This is a genomic window from Stieleria sp. JC731 (assembly GCF_020966635.1).
GTDB lineage: Bacteria > Planctomycetota > Planctomycetia > Pirellulales > Pirellulaceae > Stieleria.
Map to the genome: position 1 here is coordinate 379816 of NZ_JAJKFQ010000026.1, position 16234 is coordinate 396049.

The 16234-nt window shown below is 51.6% G+C and carries 12 protein-coding genes; 5 read left to right on the forward strand and 7 right to left on the reverse strand.

Annotation, left to right across the window (positions count from 1 at the left end):
* The first annotated feature begins 20 nt into the window (after positions 1-20).
* From LOC67_RS24175 to LOC67_RS24185, 3 genes are all read left to right on the forward strand, one after another.
* Positions 21-2177, forward strand: coding sequence for a peroxidase family protein (locus LOC67_RS24175; RefSeq protein WP_230265414.1), 2157 nt, complete (start codon positions 21-23; stop codon positions 2175-2177).
* A 189-nt stretch (positions 2178-2366) separates the two neighbouring features.
* Entirely contained in the window at positions 2367-4109 is a 1743-nt protein-coding gene (locus LOC67_RS24180; protein ID WP_230265415.1) for a proteasome accessory factor PafA2 family protein, read from the forward strand.
* A gap of 780 nt (positions 4110-4889) precedes the next feature.
* Positions 4890-5072 carry a hypothetical protein gene (locus LOC67_RS24185; protein ID WP_230265416.1) on the forward strand — a complete coding sequence of 61 codons (183 nt, stop codon included), beginning with the start codon at positions 4890-4892 and terminating at the stop codon, positions 5070-5072.
* A gap of 86 nt (positions 5073-5158) precedes the next feature.
* Here the strand turns inward: LOC67_RS24185 and LOC67_RS24190 are convergent, their stop codons facing one another.
* From LOC67_RS24190 to LOC67_RS24215, 6 genes are all read right to left on the reverse strand, one after another.
* Complete coding sequence (locus LOC67_RS24190) at positions 5159-6403, reverse strand: response regulator (protein WP_230265417.1); 1245 nt, start codon at positions 6401-6403, stop codon at positions 5159-5161.
* Between the two features lie 166 nt (positions 6404-6569).
* Positions 6570-8039 (reverse strand): sensor histidine kinase, encoded by a 1470-nt coding sequence (locus LOC67_RS24195; RefSeq protein WP_230265418.1) that lies wholly within the window; start codon positions 8037-8039, stop codon positions 6570-6572.
* Positions 8036-9460: a class I SAM-dependent methyltransferase gene (locus LOC67_RS24200; RefSeq protein WP_230265419.1), complete on the reverse strand. Its 1425-nt coding sequence runs from the start codon at positions 9458-9460 to the stop codon at positions 8036-8038. The genes LOC67_RS24195 and LOC67_RS24200 overlap by 4 nt, the downstream gene beginning before the upstream one ends.
* A gap of 72 nt (positions 9461-9532) precedes the next feature.
* Positions 9533-10234: an HTH domain-containing protein gene (locus LOC67_RS24205; protein ID WP_230265420.1), complete on the reverse strand. Its 702-nt coding sequence runs from the start codon at positions 10232-10234 to the stop codon at positions 9533-9535.
* 359 nt (positions 10235-10593) lie between these two features.
* Positions 10594-11631 (reverse strand): peptidylprolyl isomerase, encoded by a 1038-nt coding sequence (locus tag LOC67_RS24210; protein WP_230265421.1) that lies wholly within the window; start codon positions 11629-11631, stop codon positions 10594-10596.
* Between the two features lie 63 nt (positions 11632-11694).
* Entirely contained in the window at positions 11695-12696 is a 1002-nt protein-coding gene (locus LOC67_RS24215) for a hypothetical protein (protein ID WP_230265422.1), read from the reverse strand.
* 686 nt (positions 12697-13382) lie between these two features.
* Between LOC67_RS24215 and LOC67_RS24220 the strand changes: the two genes are divergently transcribed.
* The gene (locus LOC67_RS24220) at positions 13383-14327 is read left to right on the forward strand and encodes a DUF1570 domain-containing protein (protein ID WP_230265423.1); all 945 of its coding nucleotides are present in this window, start codon (positions 13383-13385) and stop codon (positions 14325-14327) included.
* Positions 14328-14478: 151 nt separating this feature from the next.
* Here LOC67_RS24220 and LOC67_RS27815 read toward each other — a convergent pair whose 3' ends face one another.
* Positions 14479-14622, reverse strand: coding sequence for a PEP-CTERM sorting domain-containing protein (locus tag LOC67_RS27815; RefSeq protein WP_410001174.1), 144 nt, complete (start codon positions 14620-14622; stop codon positions 14479-14481).
* A gap of 942 nt (positions 14623-15564) precedes the next feature.
* On the opposite strand from LOC67_RS27815, the gene LOC67_RS27820 reads away from it, so the two are divergent.
* A complete protein-coding gene (locus LOC67_RS27820; RefSeq protein ID WP_410001172.1) occupies positions 15565-16074 on the forward strand; it encodes a PEP-CTERM sorting domain-containing protein in 510 nt (169 codons plus the stop codon).
* Positions 16075-16234 lie beyond the last annotated feature (160 nt).

Genomic DNA, 16234 nt, shown 5'->3' on the forward strand with positions numbered 1-16234 from the left:
CCTGTTGGTCAACCGCCCCGATGAATGCACTACCGGATGGGATCCGAGCGTGTCGACTTTTCGAGAAGCTACCGGTTAGGCCGCTCCGTAGGCAACGCGAACGTGCTAACGCAGTGCTTCCTAAAACGGTGCGGCGAAAGCTGTGTGCCGAGAAGCTCGGATCACGAATACTACTCGCAGCCGATTTCCGGCATAACTTCTTTCAGCCCGAGGACGTCAACGACGACGGGAAGGTTTCGCCGAGCGACGCATTGGCAGTCATCAATGCGATGTCGGGTGTCCAGTTCTCCGCAAGCACGATGTACACGGACGTAGATAACAACGGCGAAGAATCCCCACTCGACGCCTTGATGGTCATCAATCGTTTGGCGCTCGATAGCGAATTGGCCACCGGCAACGATGCCAGCGATCTAATCGATCAAATGCCCAGCCTTGGATTCAGTTTTCGCACCTACGACGGCTCCGACAACAACGCCACCAACCCTCTGTGGGGATCTGCCGGGACTGAGTTTAGACGAAACGTTGACGCCGCCTACGCGGACTCGATCGGATCACCAACCGGGACATCGAGACCAAGCCCGCGCGAGATCAGCAATACGCTGTCTGCCGAGTTCGAATCGGGCACGCCGAGCCGTCGGTCGCTTTCGCCTTTCGTTTATGTCTGGGGACAGTTTTTAGATCACGACATAACTTTATCGGGTGAACCCGGACCAGAAGACTTTCACGAGTCGTTTGATATTAAGATTCCAACTGACGATGTTTGGTTCAACCCGATGGGCCGAACTGATGTCACGATGCCGTTTACGCGCAGTGCAGCAGCTCCAGGAAGCGGAACATCTTCAGAAAAACCAAGGCAGCAAATCAATGAGATCACCAGTTTCATTGATGGATCACAAATCTATGGCAGCAACAAAGCCGTCGCCGATTCACTTCGGGAGTTTGTCGGAGGCCGGCTACTGATTCGTGAAAACGGATTGTTGCCTGTCGACGAGATGAATCAAATTATGGCAGGCGATAAGCGTGCCGCAGAAAACATCGGTTTGACGGCGATGCACACACTGTTTGTTCGCGAACACAACCGCATTGCAAAGCAGTTGGCCGAAGAAAACCCTAGCCTTGATGACGAAGAACTCTATCAATGTGCTCGGGCTATCGTGACGGCGGAGCTGCAATCGATTACGTACAACGAATTTCTCCCCGCATTGTTGGGGACTCGTGGGATCAAGCCCTACTTGGGCTACTCGCCGGAAGTCGATCCGACGATTACAAATGAATTCGCAACCGCGGCGTTTCGGTTTGGACATAGTGCAATCAATCGGCAGATACGGTTTATCGGCAACGATGGACACTCCACTGCGGAAGCGGTTTCGCTGACCGATGCGTTTTTCAATCCGTCCATTCTTGATGAAGCCGGTATCGACGAAATCTTGAAGTTCGATGCGTCAACCGTGTCGATGGAAATTGACCTGGAAGTGATCGATCCCCTTCGCAATTTCCTTTTCGGACCACCTGGTGCAGGCGGTCTCGATTTGGTCTCGCTAAACATTCAGCGCGGGCGTGATCATGGGATTGCCGACTACAACCAGCTTCGAGTGGCCTATGGATTACCTGCCGTCACGGGCTTCGCAGAGATAACCTCGGACGTAGAACTGCAAGTGAAGTTAGAGAGCTTGTACCACAGCGTCGATGATATCGATGCATGGGTGGGGATCATGGCTGAAGACCATCGGTACGGAGCTTCCGTTGGCGAACTAGCAAGCCGGATCATCGCCGATCAGTTTCGGCGTCTTCGTGAAGGCGACCGAAGTTACTACGAAAACGTCTTCTCGCGTTCTGATATCAGGATGATCGAACGCACCACGTTGGCAGACATTATCGAACGAAATACCGATGTCACCGGTCTACAAACAAACGTCTTTTTCTTTCGCAGTGAGCTGAGCGGCACTGTCAGTTCGCAATCTGATAGCCTACGAGAAGGCCTCCAGGTCATACTGCTGGATTCTCAAGGTGAGTTCATTGCCGATGTTCAAACAGACGCCAGCGGCGTCTACCGTTTCGATAGCTTTCCGAGTACCGGCAGCTACAAAGTCATCCTATCGGCAACCGACACGGCACACGAAGTAAATATCAGCACTGGCAATTTGCGATTTCAGGGACTCGATTTCGAAATCGCCTAGCAGCCTCTTCAATTTCAATCGTTGCCTCTCGATCCGTGACGGTATCGATCTGGCCTGCCATTTGATTGTCGATGACGATCCCCGTGTGGGCTCCTTTGATCTGCAATACAATGGAGTCGTGGCGGACGGGGCTCTGATCGGGGCACCGTTGTTCGCCGGGTAGGTCAATTTCTCGATCGGTGTAATCGAATGGCTGACGAGAACCAATCGACGAACGTGGGCTCTCCGACGAAAAAACTCGTGTCCCGTCTGATGGGACTGGAGACTGAGTATGCGACCTTAATCGCTAACCGGGCGGAATTGTCCAGCGTGGATCTTCCTGCAAGCGAAAGAGTTTTTTCTTTAATTTGCGAGGCGATTCGCGAGGACCAACCGACTGTTCGCGGCTATTTCGATGAGTCGCAGATTTTTTTGGCAAGCGGCGGTGCTGTTACCTTTGAATCACACCCCTCCCTGCATGCGATTCCCGGTGGTCTAGTCGAAATCGCAACCCCGGAGGTCACCAGCCCAGATGAGTTGCTTGCCTGTCAAAGATCGATTGATCAACTTGTCGCCGACGCCGCTTGCAAAGCCAAAACGCGCTTCGATATCCGTATCTTAAAGAACAGCTCCGACGCACTCGGGCATATCTACGGATGCCAGGAGAATTATGAAACGGTCGTTGCGGACGGGTTGTTCTTGGGGCTTTACCGAATAAGCATTGCGATACTTTGGGCGGCACAAGTTTTGAGCCTCGTGCTGACCCTTCCAGTTATCGCCCTGACAGTTTCATTGGTGTTCTTGATCCGCGTGCGCCAGCGTCAGTTTGGGGCAACCGCACCGACTTCCGAAGATGCGGTGGAACAAATCCAGTCACCACAGTCGGCTGGTGAACTTTTCGAAACGCTACCCGAGTGGGTTAAAAAAAGCCTGACAAAACTGCTTCGGCTGATCCATTGGCCGACGGTGATTATGCTCCGGGTCGTCGGGCGGCATATCGCATTTCGCAAGCAACGCCGCTTTCTAACTCCGCTGCTCGTGTCGCGTGTGGCTCTCTGCGGAACAGGAGATTTAGACCATGACGGACGATTCAGACTGAGTGCCAAAGCGATGGCGATTGACTCAATTGCCGATATGGGAAGCTACGACGGAGAACGTCCGATCTACGTTTACGGGCATTGGCTGGGGCAATTCTGCGCCCGATCGTTTTTGTCGCTTCGGTCAACAGCAGCGATGTTCAAGCGACGGCAACGTTTGCAAATCGGTCTTTCCGATTCGAATCTTTCAGAGCTTGCCGAATATGTCAAAGTCGGCCAGGTTTCTTTAGTCTTGGACATGATCGAAGCCGGACAAACTGACGGGTTGCTGCAGATGCCACGAGTTGTCGATTCATTGCACCAGATTACAAAGGACTGGCATTTGATCCGACGTGTACCGACCAATCGAGGCGCGATGAATGCTCTGGAAATGCAGCGTTCCTATCTGAAGGCTGCAAAGCATTTCGTGGAAAGTCATCCGGAAAGCGAACGCGGCGAAGCGAAACTGGTTTTGGAGCGTTGGGGCGACTTGATGGAAGCAGTGATGGCGTTCCGACGGGATGCACGAAATGTGACACCATCGCTTGGGCGAGTCGATTGGCTGTCGAAACGTTGGATGATCGATCAGCTGGGACCGAGTGCTCAATGGATAGCGAAAAAGAAAGCTGACTTGCGATATCACGAGCTATCCGCAGAGGGCTACTATCAAAAGCTCGCTGCGGCAAACCCTTCGTTGGAACTGATTCCGGCAGAAAGGATCGAACAGCGACGACGGACTCCACCGGCAAACTCGCCTGCAACGAAGCGTGGATGGCTGATCCGCGAATTCGGTTCGGGCGAAGACAGCATCGCTGCAGAGTGGGGATATGCAATGCTGGGTGAGGGGCGCGATCGAAAACGTATCGACTTTAAATAGTCTTGTTCGATGCGTCTGGTTTGGATTCAGACCCTCACGAACGCCTTGAATGTTCTGTTGCACTCGCCGCCACAAAGCTTCATTCAGGGCGCCTGATTAAGGATCTCAAAATCATGCGTGTGCCTATCTTTTGGGCACATCCTTGTGCTGTAGGGAGTGCCCCCACAAGTTCTCGGCAATGGTAGCTAGCAGCGCATTTGCTAGTTCGAAGGTTGACTCGAACCACTCTGGTTTTTCTGTCTGAACATCGTCCCAAATTCGCGCTTCTTAATGCCCCAAAGGGCATCTGAGCAAAGAGCGAATGTCGAAAGCTCATTTGTGCATGACGGCTGCCCGTCTCGCAGATGCTTGCAAACCCTTAACGGGGGTTAACCCCACTTTGCTCTGCGGCGAATGGAGCGGGTGAACCGCCTTTAATTAACCGTTGAAAGTCCGGTATCTTGTTCGCGTTTCACAGACGATAAGCAAGCCTATCGAGCGGACGATTTGAAGAGGGGCGTTATTTACGCGAAAAACAGACGTTCGATGGGATTTGCACAGTTTGCATGCGTTCACGCATCGACGTTGGGCAGAATTCAATCAATGCGATGTGAAGACACGATAACGAAGTGAATCCCTCAGAAGCCTTATGGTGCGAGATTTCACCGAAGCGATTCTTGAGGTGCGATCAAAAAGCCTGGCGACACATTGCCAATGCAACTTGTTTTCACTGGCACGTCATTCGCGATTGGCCCGTTCGAACAACAACCCCATTTGAATTTCGATTTTTAGGAGTTAACCATGCTTGGAGCAACTTTCATCTTCTTTGCGATTGCGTCCATTACTGGAATCATGGGCCTGACCGCCGTGTCGATGGTTGCGACGATTGTTGCCAACGTTTTGCTCGCTGTTTTCCTCATGCAGTTCGCGACCGAACGTCTAGTCGATCGCTTCAAACCTGAAGCGAAACACTCGGACCGTTAAGCACCAATCGAATCAGCGATCCGAATTAGTCAAACAACAGATTTCGAGATCGCTTCGTGGTTCCGTGTCGGTCCTACCTAGAGGATTCAGTGCCCAAGCAGGCGACTGTTTTCATCAATCCAAGTCTCTAACGATCGATAGACTTGGTTGAAAGATTCAACGGTGATCCGTCTGTCGACGGCCCCCTGTTGCTGATGCGATGACGGTAACGTGATCCGGATCGAAGGACCCGACGGCGGTTGGGGCTCGATACGAATTCGACCACCAAGGTGGTGTGCTATTAAGAACGAACTGAGCAAGTCCATGTCCATCCCGATCGGCCATTGTCGAATCGGCGCGATGGCGGAGAAGAAAGAGGCAAGTTGGTCGCTGTCGAGTGACCGGAACATTCCTTTGACTTCTACACAGACGTCGGATTCACGCTTTGAAATGCTGATCGTCAGCTTTGTAGGCTGCTCTTGAACATCGGCCAATCGCCGAATCAGCAGCTCGACCAATTTTCTTAGCATGCCACTGTCGGAATCGATTTCGATCGGTTCGTTCGCAACCACAACAAGATCCAAATCATCGTCAAGCATCTCGCGGGCGCTTCGTTCAGCCACGCTTTTGGCTAGGGCAACCAAGTCGACGGTGGACCTGCCATTTGAAGTGTTTTCGATCGTCTCGGAAAGCAATTGGTCGATCGTTGTCACCATCTGTAAAGCTTCTTTCTTTGCAACGGCAGCTACGTTCAGTTCAGCCAGATCATCCATTTGAACTTTCAGTCGATGTTCGATCGGCGATTGCTGCATATAGCTTTCCAGCGCGCCCCAGCAATCGTGTAGTTGATGACCAAATGCTGCAATCGCAGTGGCCAGCCCTCGAACACGATCCATCACGATCAGGCGGTGAAATACGCTCAGCTTTTCATCGAGAAGTCTCTCTCGCTGAACCATCAACTCGTGGAACTCAACGGCTCGTTTCAAGGTTCCAACCATCTCGCCTTCGTCGATTGGCTTCGTCAGGTAGCGGAACGCGCCACCTTCATTGACCGCTTCGACGGCGTAGTCGAGTTGCGTGTACGCTGTGACAAGGATTCGCACGATATGTGGGTACCGATGCCGAACACGTTCCATCAAGTCGACGCCGCTGACCTCGCCCATGCGCTGATCAGTCACAAGGACTGCAATTCGATTCGCATTCTGCTGGATGTAGTCCCAACCTGCCTCGCCATTGGCTGCAGTCGCGATAGGAAAGTCATCTCCGAAAAGCTGCTCAAAGTATTTCAGTGCAGTCGTTTCATCATCGACATATAGGACGACTTTGTCTTCGTTCGGCGACGGGCGATTCATAACGTGTTGCGAATTGACGAAGTGTAAATGAAAAGCGGAAACCGAAAGTGTATTCGGATTCCTTCAAGGGCGTTACCGTGTTATGGAAGCCAAGTCAAAATGCCCTGACCTACCAACAGAATATTGACCTCGCATCCAATCTAGCGCGGTCGCGTATGGCGGATACTTAAGAACCTGAGGAAGAGGGGGTTGGTTCGATTGCCGCTGCAGATTGGATTTCCGAGCGGAAGGTTGCTGAAGGTTTGTTCGACTTACCAGCGGCCGGCAAATCAAATCTTACCGCTGTCCCAACACCTGGGGTACTGTCGATCTGGATGGCCCCACCGTGGGCCTGCACGATCGTATCGCAGATTCCTAGGCCCAGCCCTAAACCCTCACCCTCGTGTGTGGTGAAATAGGGCTGCGTCGCTTGCTCGATTTGATCTTCAGACATACCTATCCCGTCATCGGAAACGGTGATGAAAACCCTGTCTCCCGTACAATCAGCTGCGACGTGAATTTGCCGACGTCGATCGGAACTCGGTTCTGCTAACAAACCTGCCGGGCCTTTTGCCAGTTGATCGCGGATCGCCCTTTCGCCGTTATGAATTAGATTCAGTAGCACTTGGACAATTTGGCTTTGGGCACCACACACCGAAACATTCACAGAATCTCGGTCCACCTGAACCCGACCGTCCGGCAGTTCATGTGTCAAAAATCGGATCGCGGTATCAATCGCGTCTGCGAGTACAAAGTCAGTTTTAACAGCCAGTTGTTCCGGATGAGCGAACGAGCGGAGGTCGGTGACAATATGGCTGATGCGTGTGACACCTTCTTCAATATCCGCAATGATCTCTTCCGGATCGTTGCCCTTCGCTAACTTCTTTTTTAATACCTTGATCGCCATCAGCGAGTAGTTAACGGGATTGTTAATCTCATGTAGCAAGCCAGCAGCAACGCCAGCGATCGCACGCATCTTTTCACTATGAACGAGTTGTTGCTCAGTGTCGCGAAGCCGCAGAATCGATTCCCTGCGTTGCCGTTCTTTTTCGATCAAATCTTGATTGAGACAAAAGGCTTCGAACCGATTTTTGCGATAGGTATAGCAAACCGTCACGCAGGCGGCTGAGCTTACGGCAAGGAAAAAGAGACCTTCAATGGCGACGTCACTGCCAAAGATCGACAGCCCCGCCGAGGCGATCAAAGTACCTAGATAGACCGCGATCAAACTGGCGCAGCATGCCATCGCTTCAATTGCGCTAAATCCCAACATTTGGACAATGATCATCAGCAAGATCAAGCCAAAGTAATACCGCGATTGTCCGGCATTGGTTGCATACATCATCCAGCACATGAAGGCGCCAGGGATGAAGACCAAAAGCAAGCTCACCGGCGATAACAGACGTCCTGCAGACCAATAGCGCCGGCTAACAAATCCGACGACAAGTAGCATCGTCGCGAACATCCGCCCGAGAAACAGATTCAGAAAAACGTCTGGGTAGAGAAACCAGTCTAAGATCGCACCAGCTGGCATCAGGATCGCTCCCAGAGCCAAGCCGATGTCGGCCCAGTAACAGCGGTTGAGACGCTCTGTTTGGACGAAAGCCGCGTTCTCACTCGGCTTGCCATAGTCGCGAAACGCCGCGGTGCTACTCATTCGATTGGCTTCCGAATCTCTAAAAAGACATTGACCCCGGTCGAATCGACATAGGAATGCTGGACTCCCAAGTCTGGTGCCAAATCTCGCATGTCTTGCTGGTCGCGTAGTTCAAGATTCCAGTCCAACACCATTCCCATCATCGCGACGGATGAATGGTTGGGAGTGACGTTGGTCACTAAGACCACACCTCCTGGATTAACCCATTCATAGAACAGTTCGATCAAAAAGCCGCATGTCGCATCCCGGAGATAATCAAACAGCCCAGCACAGTAAACAAGGTCATACTTCTGATCGAAGGCGTTTTCATGACCTTCCTCTTGCGCCATTTTCAAGATCTCGTGCACGCTTCGCTGCTCGGTGACGAGATTCATTTCTGGACGAAAATGTTTCGCTTCAGGCAGAAGTGTTGATTCGACGTGATTGAGCGTCTCACGATTGAAGTCCACCAATCGAACGTCCACGTTGGAAGCTGTCGATTCTGAACGAACAAAACGGCTGATCTCTTCGGCAGGCCCGCACCCGATATTCAAAATCTGAACTCGGCGATGTGCCCCGTTGGAACTGGTTCTTGGGGCGTAGCCATTGGAACCGTTGAACTGGGCTGATAGCGAGCGCAGAGTCTCTCGGGTAATCGCTCGCTGAAGAAGATCGATCCGATTCCGGTGTGCGGCAGGGGCATCGTGCCGTAAAGCCGACGCGTTGACCAATTTCGCGTAGGTGTTGGTACCTTCCCAGGGCTCGTTGATCATCATTCGAACCATTTCGAAATCACCGGCATAGCCTAGCGGTTTGTTGAAGGCTCTGTTCATGAATGGTGAAACCATCAACAGCGGATGCAACTCACGCTGCGCAAGTGCGCGGTGGAAAGGTACGTCTTTCCGCGGAACTTCCCGCGTCGCGTCCTCGAATTCGCCATTCAAATCGGCAAAGCGAGGATAGATTTCGCGATCGACATCGCGAACAAAGTCCAAGACGCGGTGCGAGTTGTTTTCGCGATCGATGTCGGCTTCCATTTCCCAATGTTCAAGCCAACGTCGCAATTCTTGAAGATAGCTACGAAGGTTTGAAACGGAGCTTCGAAAGCGATCGCCGACTCGAATATTCGCTTCATCCCAGTCGCTTACAAAATCTCTAACAAACGAACGGAGCGTTTCGCCAGGATGCAGGTTCTTGAGGTCGGACCATGGATCAACCAATGAAGCCGACACAATCAAAATCAGACCGGTGTTTAGCAAACCTGTGATGACAGCACGCCCAGCGTATGTGGCGCGATTGCCTTGATGAATCTTCAACTCATTAAGGACTTCGGAAAGTTGGACAATCGAATACGGATCGTAAACTTCGAAGACAACGTTCTGACGTGATAACCGAACCAACGTTCCGTCTGCCGCGACTCCTTGCGAGTTCTTGAAACTCACATGCGAGGAGATAGTCGAATTTCTGATAGCCACAAAGACCCCACAATGGCTGATAACTCTTGTCACACCGAACTAAAGCTTCCGCACTGCCTCCGCAGCGATGCTTCTAATCGGTCCATCGTCACCCATTCGGATATAAGACGACGTTGTTCGAACAAGGCGTCCATTTTGGTCAACACCTTCAACGATTACTTTTTCAGCTGAGATCGTAATCTGATGAATGATTAGGTGTTTTAAGTCTTCTTTGTTTCCATCCGGATCACCTGAAATCGATTGGATCCGTTTTCGCTGATCCAGGGCGTTGGTTAAAGCCCCGAGATTTGAACGAGTCTCAACCCACCCATCGAAGGTGGTTTGATGACCCAATGTCGATGTAAATCCAAGCGGGCGAGCCGGAACGCCTCGATCGACAAGCGAATCGCTATGCCCATCGCAACTTTGTGCCTCAACATCGCCGGTCAAAATCGCTGCCGCATGCCGCACAATCGAAACAACGGTCGATGATTCGCCGGACTGACGAATGGCTTGGCCGATGACTTGCTGAAAAGTCTCCGAGCCGTCCGTATTTTCAACTCCCGCTAAACCATCGATTCGGTAGCGACCTTCACGGTGATCGAAACTGATCTCGACGCCCAACTCCTTCAGGAAAGCGATGTCGCGATAGAAAGTCCGGCGGTTGACGTTCAGCTTCGACGTAATCGCATGCGGGTCTGCGGCAACCCCCGATTGTACTAGTCGGAGGATCTCTAAAGCCCTATCGAGTCGGTGCCTCATCTTGACCTAACTTCGCTATCGAACAACACGGACGGGGCGTGGCGGTGAATGGAGTGGCAATTCGATGGCGGCCAACTGCCAGGTTGCTGGTTAGCCGCCAACGGAGTCCCTCAGATTGTTGCCTAAGTGTCCACAAACAAAAGGGGCGGGGAGTCAAATCACCCGAGAACATACAAAAGAATCAATAATGTACTCGACGACTGCCTTCCATCCTTGTATCCTCATCACCGGTGACAATTGTTGTCACTGCAGCGTTCAGGAGGTTTTGCCCCAACTTCCTGGACGCGTTTTTTATGCGCCGAAAGGGCAAAGCTCGGTCGCTAGCTTAGTCAAGATACCGGGGTTTCGCTACGCCGGTCTCATTCGGATGCCGCATCGGTGACTGAAGGGTCTGCAGAACTCCGTGTATCAGGCTTTAAGCCGGATTGGAACCAAGAAATCCGGGCTTCTTTCTTACCTGCACCGACCAAATTTTCGAATAGAAAATTCGCCGCATCACGCCGCAAACGGGTGCGATCTCTCAGTTCTTCAAACGCGACGGGTTTGGTTTGTTGATCATGAACAAGAACCAGATGCATCCCCAGCGAACTACGCACCGGATATGTCACTTTGCCGGATGATGTTCGGCGAACTGCCTGCATCACGTTCTCGGGAAGGTCACCTGACTCGGAAACCCAGCCAATCTTTCCACCTTGTGACGCGGTTGAGCCATCACTGAACTCGATTGCCATTTGTGAAAATCGGTCCGCCAGTAGCGATGGCGAATCTTGCACTTTGCTGAGTTCGCTGTACGCATTTTGAACGATTTTGACAGCCTTGGAACTCGATTGGCTGTCCTTGGGATCGATGGCGACAAACAGATGTGAAAGGTCCCAACTGGTCGGCGCATAGGATTCGATATTTCCAGCATAGAATCGGGCCAAATTGGCGTCCGTCATTTTGCTACGCAGGTACTCTCGCCAACTCGTTTCCCATGCGATGTTGTCACGCAAGTCCCCTTCACTGCAGCCAAATCGTCGACATAGCGATTGAGTCGATTCACCGTTTCCGGCCAAGCCGTTGATAAAGTTATCCCATGATCGGTCGATCATGCTCTGCAGTTTTTCACCACCTTGTTTTCGGAGTTCCGATAGAGCGAGATGCTGATTTAGTAACGTCCCGACCGCTGCACGTCGGACTTCAAGTGGTGCGGAATTCGGCTGATCGATCTTTAGCTTCGACTTTAACAGCAGGTTTAAAGCCCCATTTGAAATAGGGGCCCCATCAACCGCAACAATCGGTTCACTTGGCTGACCGGACGTTGATTGGGCGATGCCGATGATCGGGTGTTGAATCGATATTAACAGCGCAATAAATGTTGCGACCAACAATTGAGTTTTCGTTGCGAACTTCTTCATTGCGTGCTGCCTGCGGAATGAATGGTGCAAATGTCAAACGCTGCGATTCTCGCCGCGTATGGATTATGGCAGGGCAATGTCGTGGACGATGAAGTCGACGCTATTGCGAATCACGGAGGTCGGCGATTGATAGACCAACTTCGCATCTTCCAGGCTTTCAATTTCGAAAAGATACCCCAATCCAACGCCCGACTCGGATCGCCGGTAAAGCTCGTATCCCAAGTTTTCGGATCGGTTTCCATTGGCATCAATCACATACACTCGGTTCTGAAAAAGCCATTGTCGGTGGCTATCCATCGCTTCGTTTGCGTCTTCGACTTCGACTGAAAACCGAACCTCGTAAATTCCACCATTGGGTTGAACACGTTCGAGCTTGACCGTCATCGAATCGACCGTTTGTGCTTGCCCAATGTCATTCAATGGCAATTCGAAGTCATGGACTTTTCCAGGTAGTAGAGACTCGATCGTTCCTGACAAGGTTTCGATCTTGTTCGGGTTCCCCGCTGGCAATTCAAACGGCAAATAAAATTCACTGAACTTGATTTCACGATTGGCAGGAATATCGATCGTTCGCTGCGTCGTCTGCGGCTTCAGAGTTTGCCCGTCATCCAATTTTCCCGATAGTTGGTCTACCGGGATCGTAATTCCAATGGGTGTCATTCCCGGCTGCCACGATAACTCCATCGAGAGATTTAGGCCGCTCTGTTGACCGTCGTTGAAAACGCGACGCGCCGATGCGGACATCGGCTCAATTCGATAAACGCCTGAGTATCCTGCCGAATCCACTCGCGAACGACGACTTTCGTCACGAGGAACCAACGCGATTGTGTCATCGGTTCCGCCGTAATGGTTGACATCTAGATTTGCCTGATCAAGCACGATATCGACCGCATTCCAAAACGAAAGTGGTGCCGCGGTCGCTTGAATCGGAGCGGACTCATCAGTGGAATGTTCGAACTCGACACTGGTTTCACGACTGATCGCTTCCAATGCGTCACCAAGCGTTTTTACGTTTCCAAGTTTGATGCGGATTGCTTTCGCCTGGACCTTTGTCTTTCGAGCCATAAGTGCGGCTCGAACTCTGGCAAGCCTCTCGGTCGCCTCAATTGAAAAATCTGGACGAGCTTCGGGGAGGAACCTTAACGCATCGGGGCCGGCCTCGATCAATGCCCGTTCGGCACCTCTCCTGTCACTTGCCCTGCGGCCATCCAACTGGTCTACCCAGCGCAAAACGTCATCCTTGGATACCTCGCCAGCATCGTTTTCGGAAGAAACGTCCTGGCCTTGAGATCGGGCATCTGTAGACAAGCACAAGACCACAAGAACCAATGCAGTGCTGCGGAGTGCGGCTCGAACAGTCCAACGCTTGCTTGCAGCCGTGCTTAAAAATGAAGGCCGCTTCGTTGGTGAGAAACACTCAACCTGCGAGTTCGATTTGCTCGTCATAATCGAAACAATCGTCCGATTCATTTTCGTACCACAGTGAGTCATTGAACAGATGTCGGGGGGATGTGAGCTAGGTTCATTTTACTGAACAACCACGAACCGTTCACGATGCACCACGAACGTCCCCACCGCCTCATCATAACCTTATGCGTTTTGCAATGTTCGCTCGCCCCACATGCGCACGGGTCAGATTGACGACCTTCTTCGTCTTCGCAGCTCTTGTAGGAAACCATCCGATCGCGGCCGTCTCGCCGACCATGGTTGAATTTCCCCAAGGTTCGTCGCAAGGTCAAGGAATTCCGATTATGGACTTCAGCGATGAAATCATCATTCTGGGACGTGATGGGCAGCTTCATACCGTTCGAAGTCCCGACAAAGATCGCATTCGAAATATCGATGCCGTCTACGAACCCGCAACAATCATGGAGATGCGTTCGGAGTTGCAGAAGGAGTTTGGTCGCGATTTCGAGGTTTTGACGACGCAACATTTTCTGATCGTTCAACCGCGCGGTCGTGGCACCCGCTGGCCAGAAATGTTCGAGCAATCGCATCGTTCATTCGTCAACTACATGTCACGTCGCAATATCAAGATTCGTCGCGGACGTTTTCCCATGGTCGCAGTCGTGATGCCTGATGAAACAGCCATGTACGCTGAAATGCGAAAGATGGACATCAATGCCAAACGGGTCGCGGGAATCTATGCTCGTGAAAGCAACCGTGTATTGACGCATGACGGAGGACACCTTCGATACATCGGAGCCACTGTCCGCCACGAAGCTGCGCATCAATCGGCTTACAACTACAACGTGCATAGCCGGATCGTGATCACACCTCGCTGGGTCACCGAGGGCATCGGACAAATGTTCGAACCCGAATCGATGGTCAGTGGAAAAGCGGGTTTGAAGATTCGAGACCGGCTGAACCTGGATAGCATGACGGTGCTGCACAGGGAATACGGCAAAGACTTCGGTTCAGGGTTCTCTGACGCAGTTCGTGACTTGGTCGGTACCAACGAGATGTTTAACAATCCTCAGACCACCGACAAAGCCTACGCGGTTGCCTGGGCGATGATGTTCTACATGGCCGAGCGGGAGCCGGAAGCTTTCGCCAAAGTGCTGGCGGGAACCAATGCTCGCGGCACCTACCAGCCCTACGACCGGTTCACACGCCTAAGCGACTTTGAACGCTGGGTCGGCACCGATATCGACCAATTCGCATCGAAAGTATCTTGGTTCTTACGCTCGATGTGATTTCAAACGTCGCGGAATCGATAGCTTTGGAGCATCAGATATCGCAATTGACCGAGGCTAGAGATAACGCCAGAGGCAGATGCTTCTGCCTCGGGCGGTTTTCGAATCGGTGATTTGCTAGATGATGCTTGTCAGAATTATTAACAAATCCCTAGTTCTTGGACCGGCGTCGAACTACACATCCAGCCAATCCAATCAGTCCAAAAATCGCGAAAGATGACGGTTCTGGAACGGTAGGTGGCGGAGGAGAACCAGAACCTTCGAAGGCAACAATCGTGAGACGTCCGCGCTGGATTGCTGCAGTACTGCCCCTACTCCAAGGTTGATGTTAGGCGTCCAGGCAAATTCAACCCCAGGGACACCAATGGTTCGCGGATTGTTTAGGATTGTGTCGCTTGAACCACAAACCGGACGTGGTCTTGGATCCCAAGATCTGCATCTCAGCGCCCAAAACTGCTAGCCAAGAACGCTGACAGTGGCCAAAACGGTCGGTTTAATAGATAACTAATCTGAGAGATTTGTCATCGAATATGGACAGAGACAGAGCAAGATCGTGGCGTAAACATTTCGAGTTTCTACCGCCAAAATTGAAATGTTCTGTGCATTCTCCGCCATTGCAGGCAGTTTAGGCGGATTCCCGACCCACTAGCCAAATCCAGCTCCTTTGGGGGTATGGCGTCCGTTGACAAATCCCCACTGCTGTCAAATAATCAACACCCGTTCGGCCAGCCCGGCCCCCTCCACCGGGACTGGTCCTGTCAGTGTCAGCCAAAATGGGGAACTCCGGTATTTCCCAGACCCGAATTCAGTGACGTATTCGAGGATGTTGGTAGCGTGTTCAGGTTTAGTTTACTTTGTCTGTGTTTGGCAGGATCCATCTATGCTGGATCCTGCAACGCTGGACTAATTTGTTCGATCAGGCAGTCATCCGCGTTAAAAACATTAGCGACACCGTCAATCGGCCCACTTCATCACTCGATAGTGCCTGACGAAGATTTTGCTGATATAGCCGCGGAACTGGCCGGTCTAGTAGTCTTCGGTGGCAGTTCATCAAACGAGTTTCTCCAAGTGCTTGGCATTCAACCACCTTTCCAATTCGATCGGTTGGTTCAAACGATGCAAGCTAGCGACTGGTTGGGCTCTCTGCCACTCTTTTGCGAGAAGGTATTCAAAGTCCCCATCACTGCATAAGTCTTGAAATGGATTATCTCTATCACCACAAACGACCAATAGACTTATGCTTCAAAAAACTTTACTTGCTCCAATCGCAATTGTTCTTCTTTCCTTGCTGTCCACTTCGGTACACGCTGGCAATATCGTGACGTGGACTGGCGGCTCTGATTTTGACACGGATTCGATAGCTTTTGCAGGCTTCACCGCGGACTCGTTGGTCAATATCACTGGTCCAGCCATCTACCACGAACACACTTTTTCCAACTCAGACACTGCGTCTCTCGCAATTCGACTCGATGGAGTTTGGACTACCATTTATTCGGATACAATCACGAATACAACAGTAAACCTATCCGATATTCCAACTCCTATTTCATTCACTCAGGGGTTCGTCACGGGGTTGCGACTAAGCGGTTCCCCTGGAAGTAACCAAACCTTCCACGGACTATCTAGTTTAACGACTTTTGAATTCGACAGTCTGAGCGTTGCTTCGGTACCGGAACCGAGCTCGCTTGCCATTCTTGCCATCGGCGGTGTTGTCGTGGCAGGTCGGCGTTCAAGTCGACGCCGGTAGTTAATGTGACTCGCTAGTCAGACTAGATTCATCCGCAGCCGCAATCATGAAAGTGATTGTGGCTGTTTTTGGTTGCTGATCACCGCATCGAAATTGCTGATGCTTGATCAGGTTTGCCGTTCAACGAGGTCAGGCGTTTACGGTTCAAACAGACTCATGT

Bases quoted from the DNA above. Each gene is read 5' to 3' on its own strand.
- LOC67_RS24175 (WP_230265414.1), top strand. From the start codon at position 21: ATGAATGCACTACCGGATGGGATCCGAGCGTGTCGACTTTTCGAGAAG.
- LOC67_RS24180 (WP_230265415.1), top strand. From the start codon at position 2,367: ATGGCTGACGAGAACCAATCGACGAACGTGGGCTCTCCGACGAAAAAA.
- LOC67_RS24185 (WP_230265416.1), top strand. From the start codon at position 4,890: ATGCTTGGAGCAACTTTCATCTTCTTTGCGATTGCGTCCATTACTGGA.
- LOC67_RS24190 (WP_230265417.1), bottom strand. From the start codon at position 6,403: ATGAATCGCCCGTCGCCGAACGAAGACAAAGTCGTCCTATATGTCGAT.
- LOC67_RS24195 (WP_230265418.1), bottom strand. From the start codon at position 8,039: ATGAGTAGCACCGCGGCGTTTCGCGACTATGGCAAGCCGAGTGAGAAC.
- LOC67_RS24205 (WP_230265420.1), bottom strand. From the start codon at position 10,234: ATGAGGCACCGACTCGATAGGGCTTTAGAGATCCTCCGACTAGTACAA.
- LOC67_RS24210 (WP_230265421.1), bottom strand. From the start codon at position 11,631: ATGAAGAAGTTCGCAACGAAAACTCAATTGTTGGTCGCAACATTTATT.
- LOC67_RS24215 (WP_230265422.1), bottom strand. From the start codon at position 12,696: ATGGCTCGAAAGACAAAGGTCCAGGCGAAAGCAATCCGCATCAAACTT.
- LOC67_RS24220 (WP_230265423.1), top strand. From the start codon at position 13,383: ATGGACTTCAGCGATGAAATCATCATTCTGGGACGTGATGGGCAGCTT.
- LOC67_RS27820 (WP_410001172.1), top strand. From the start codon at position 15,565: ATGCTTCAAAAAACTTTACTTGCTCCAATCGCAATTGTTCTTCTTTCC.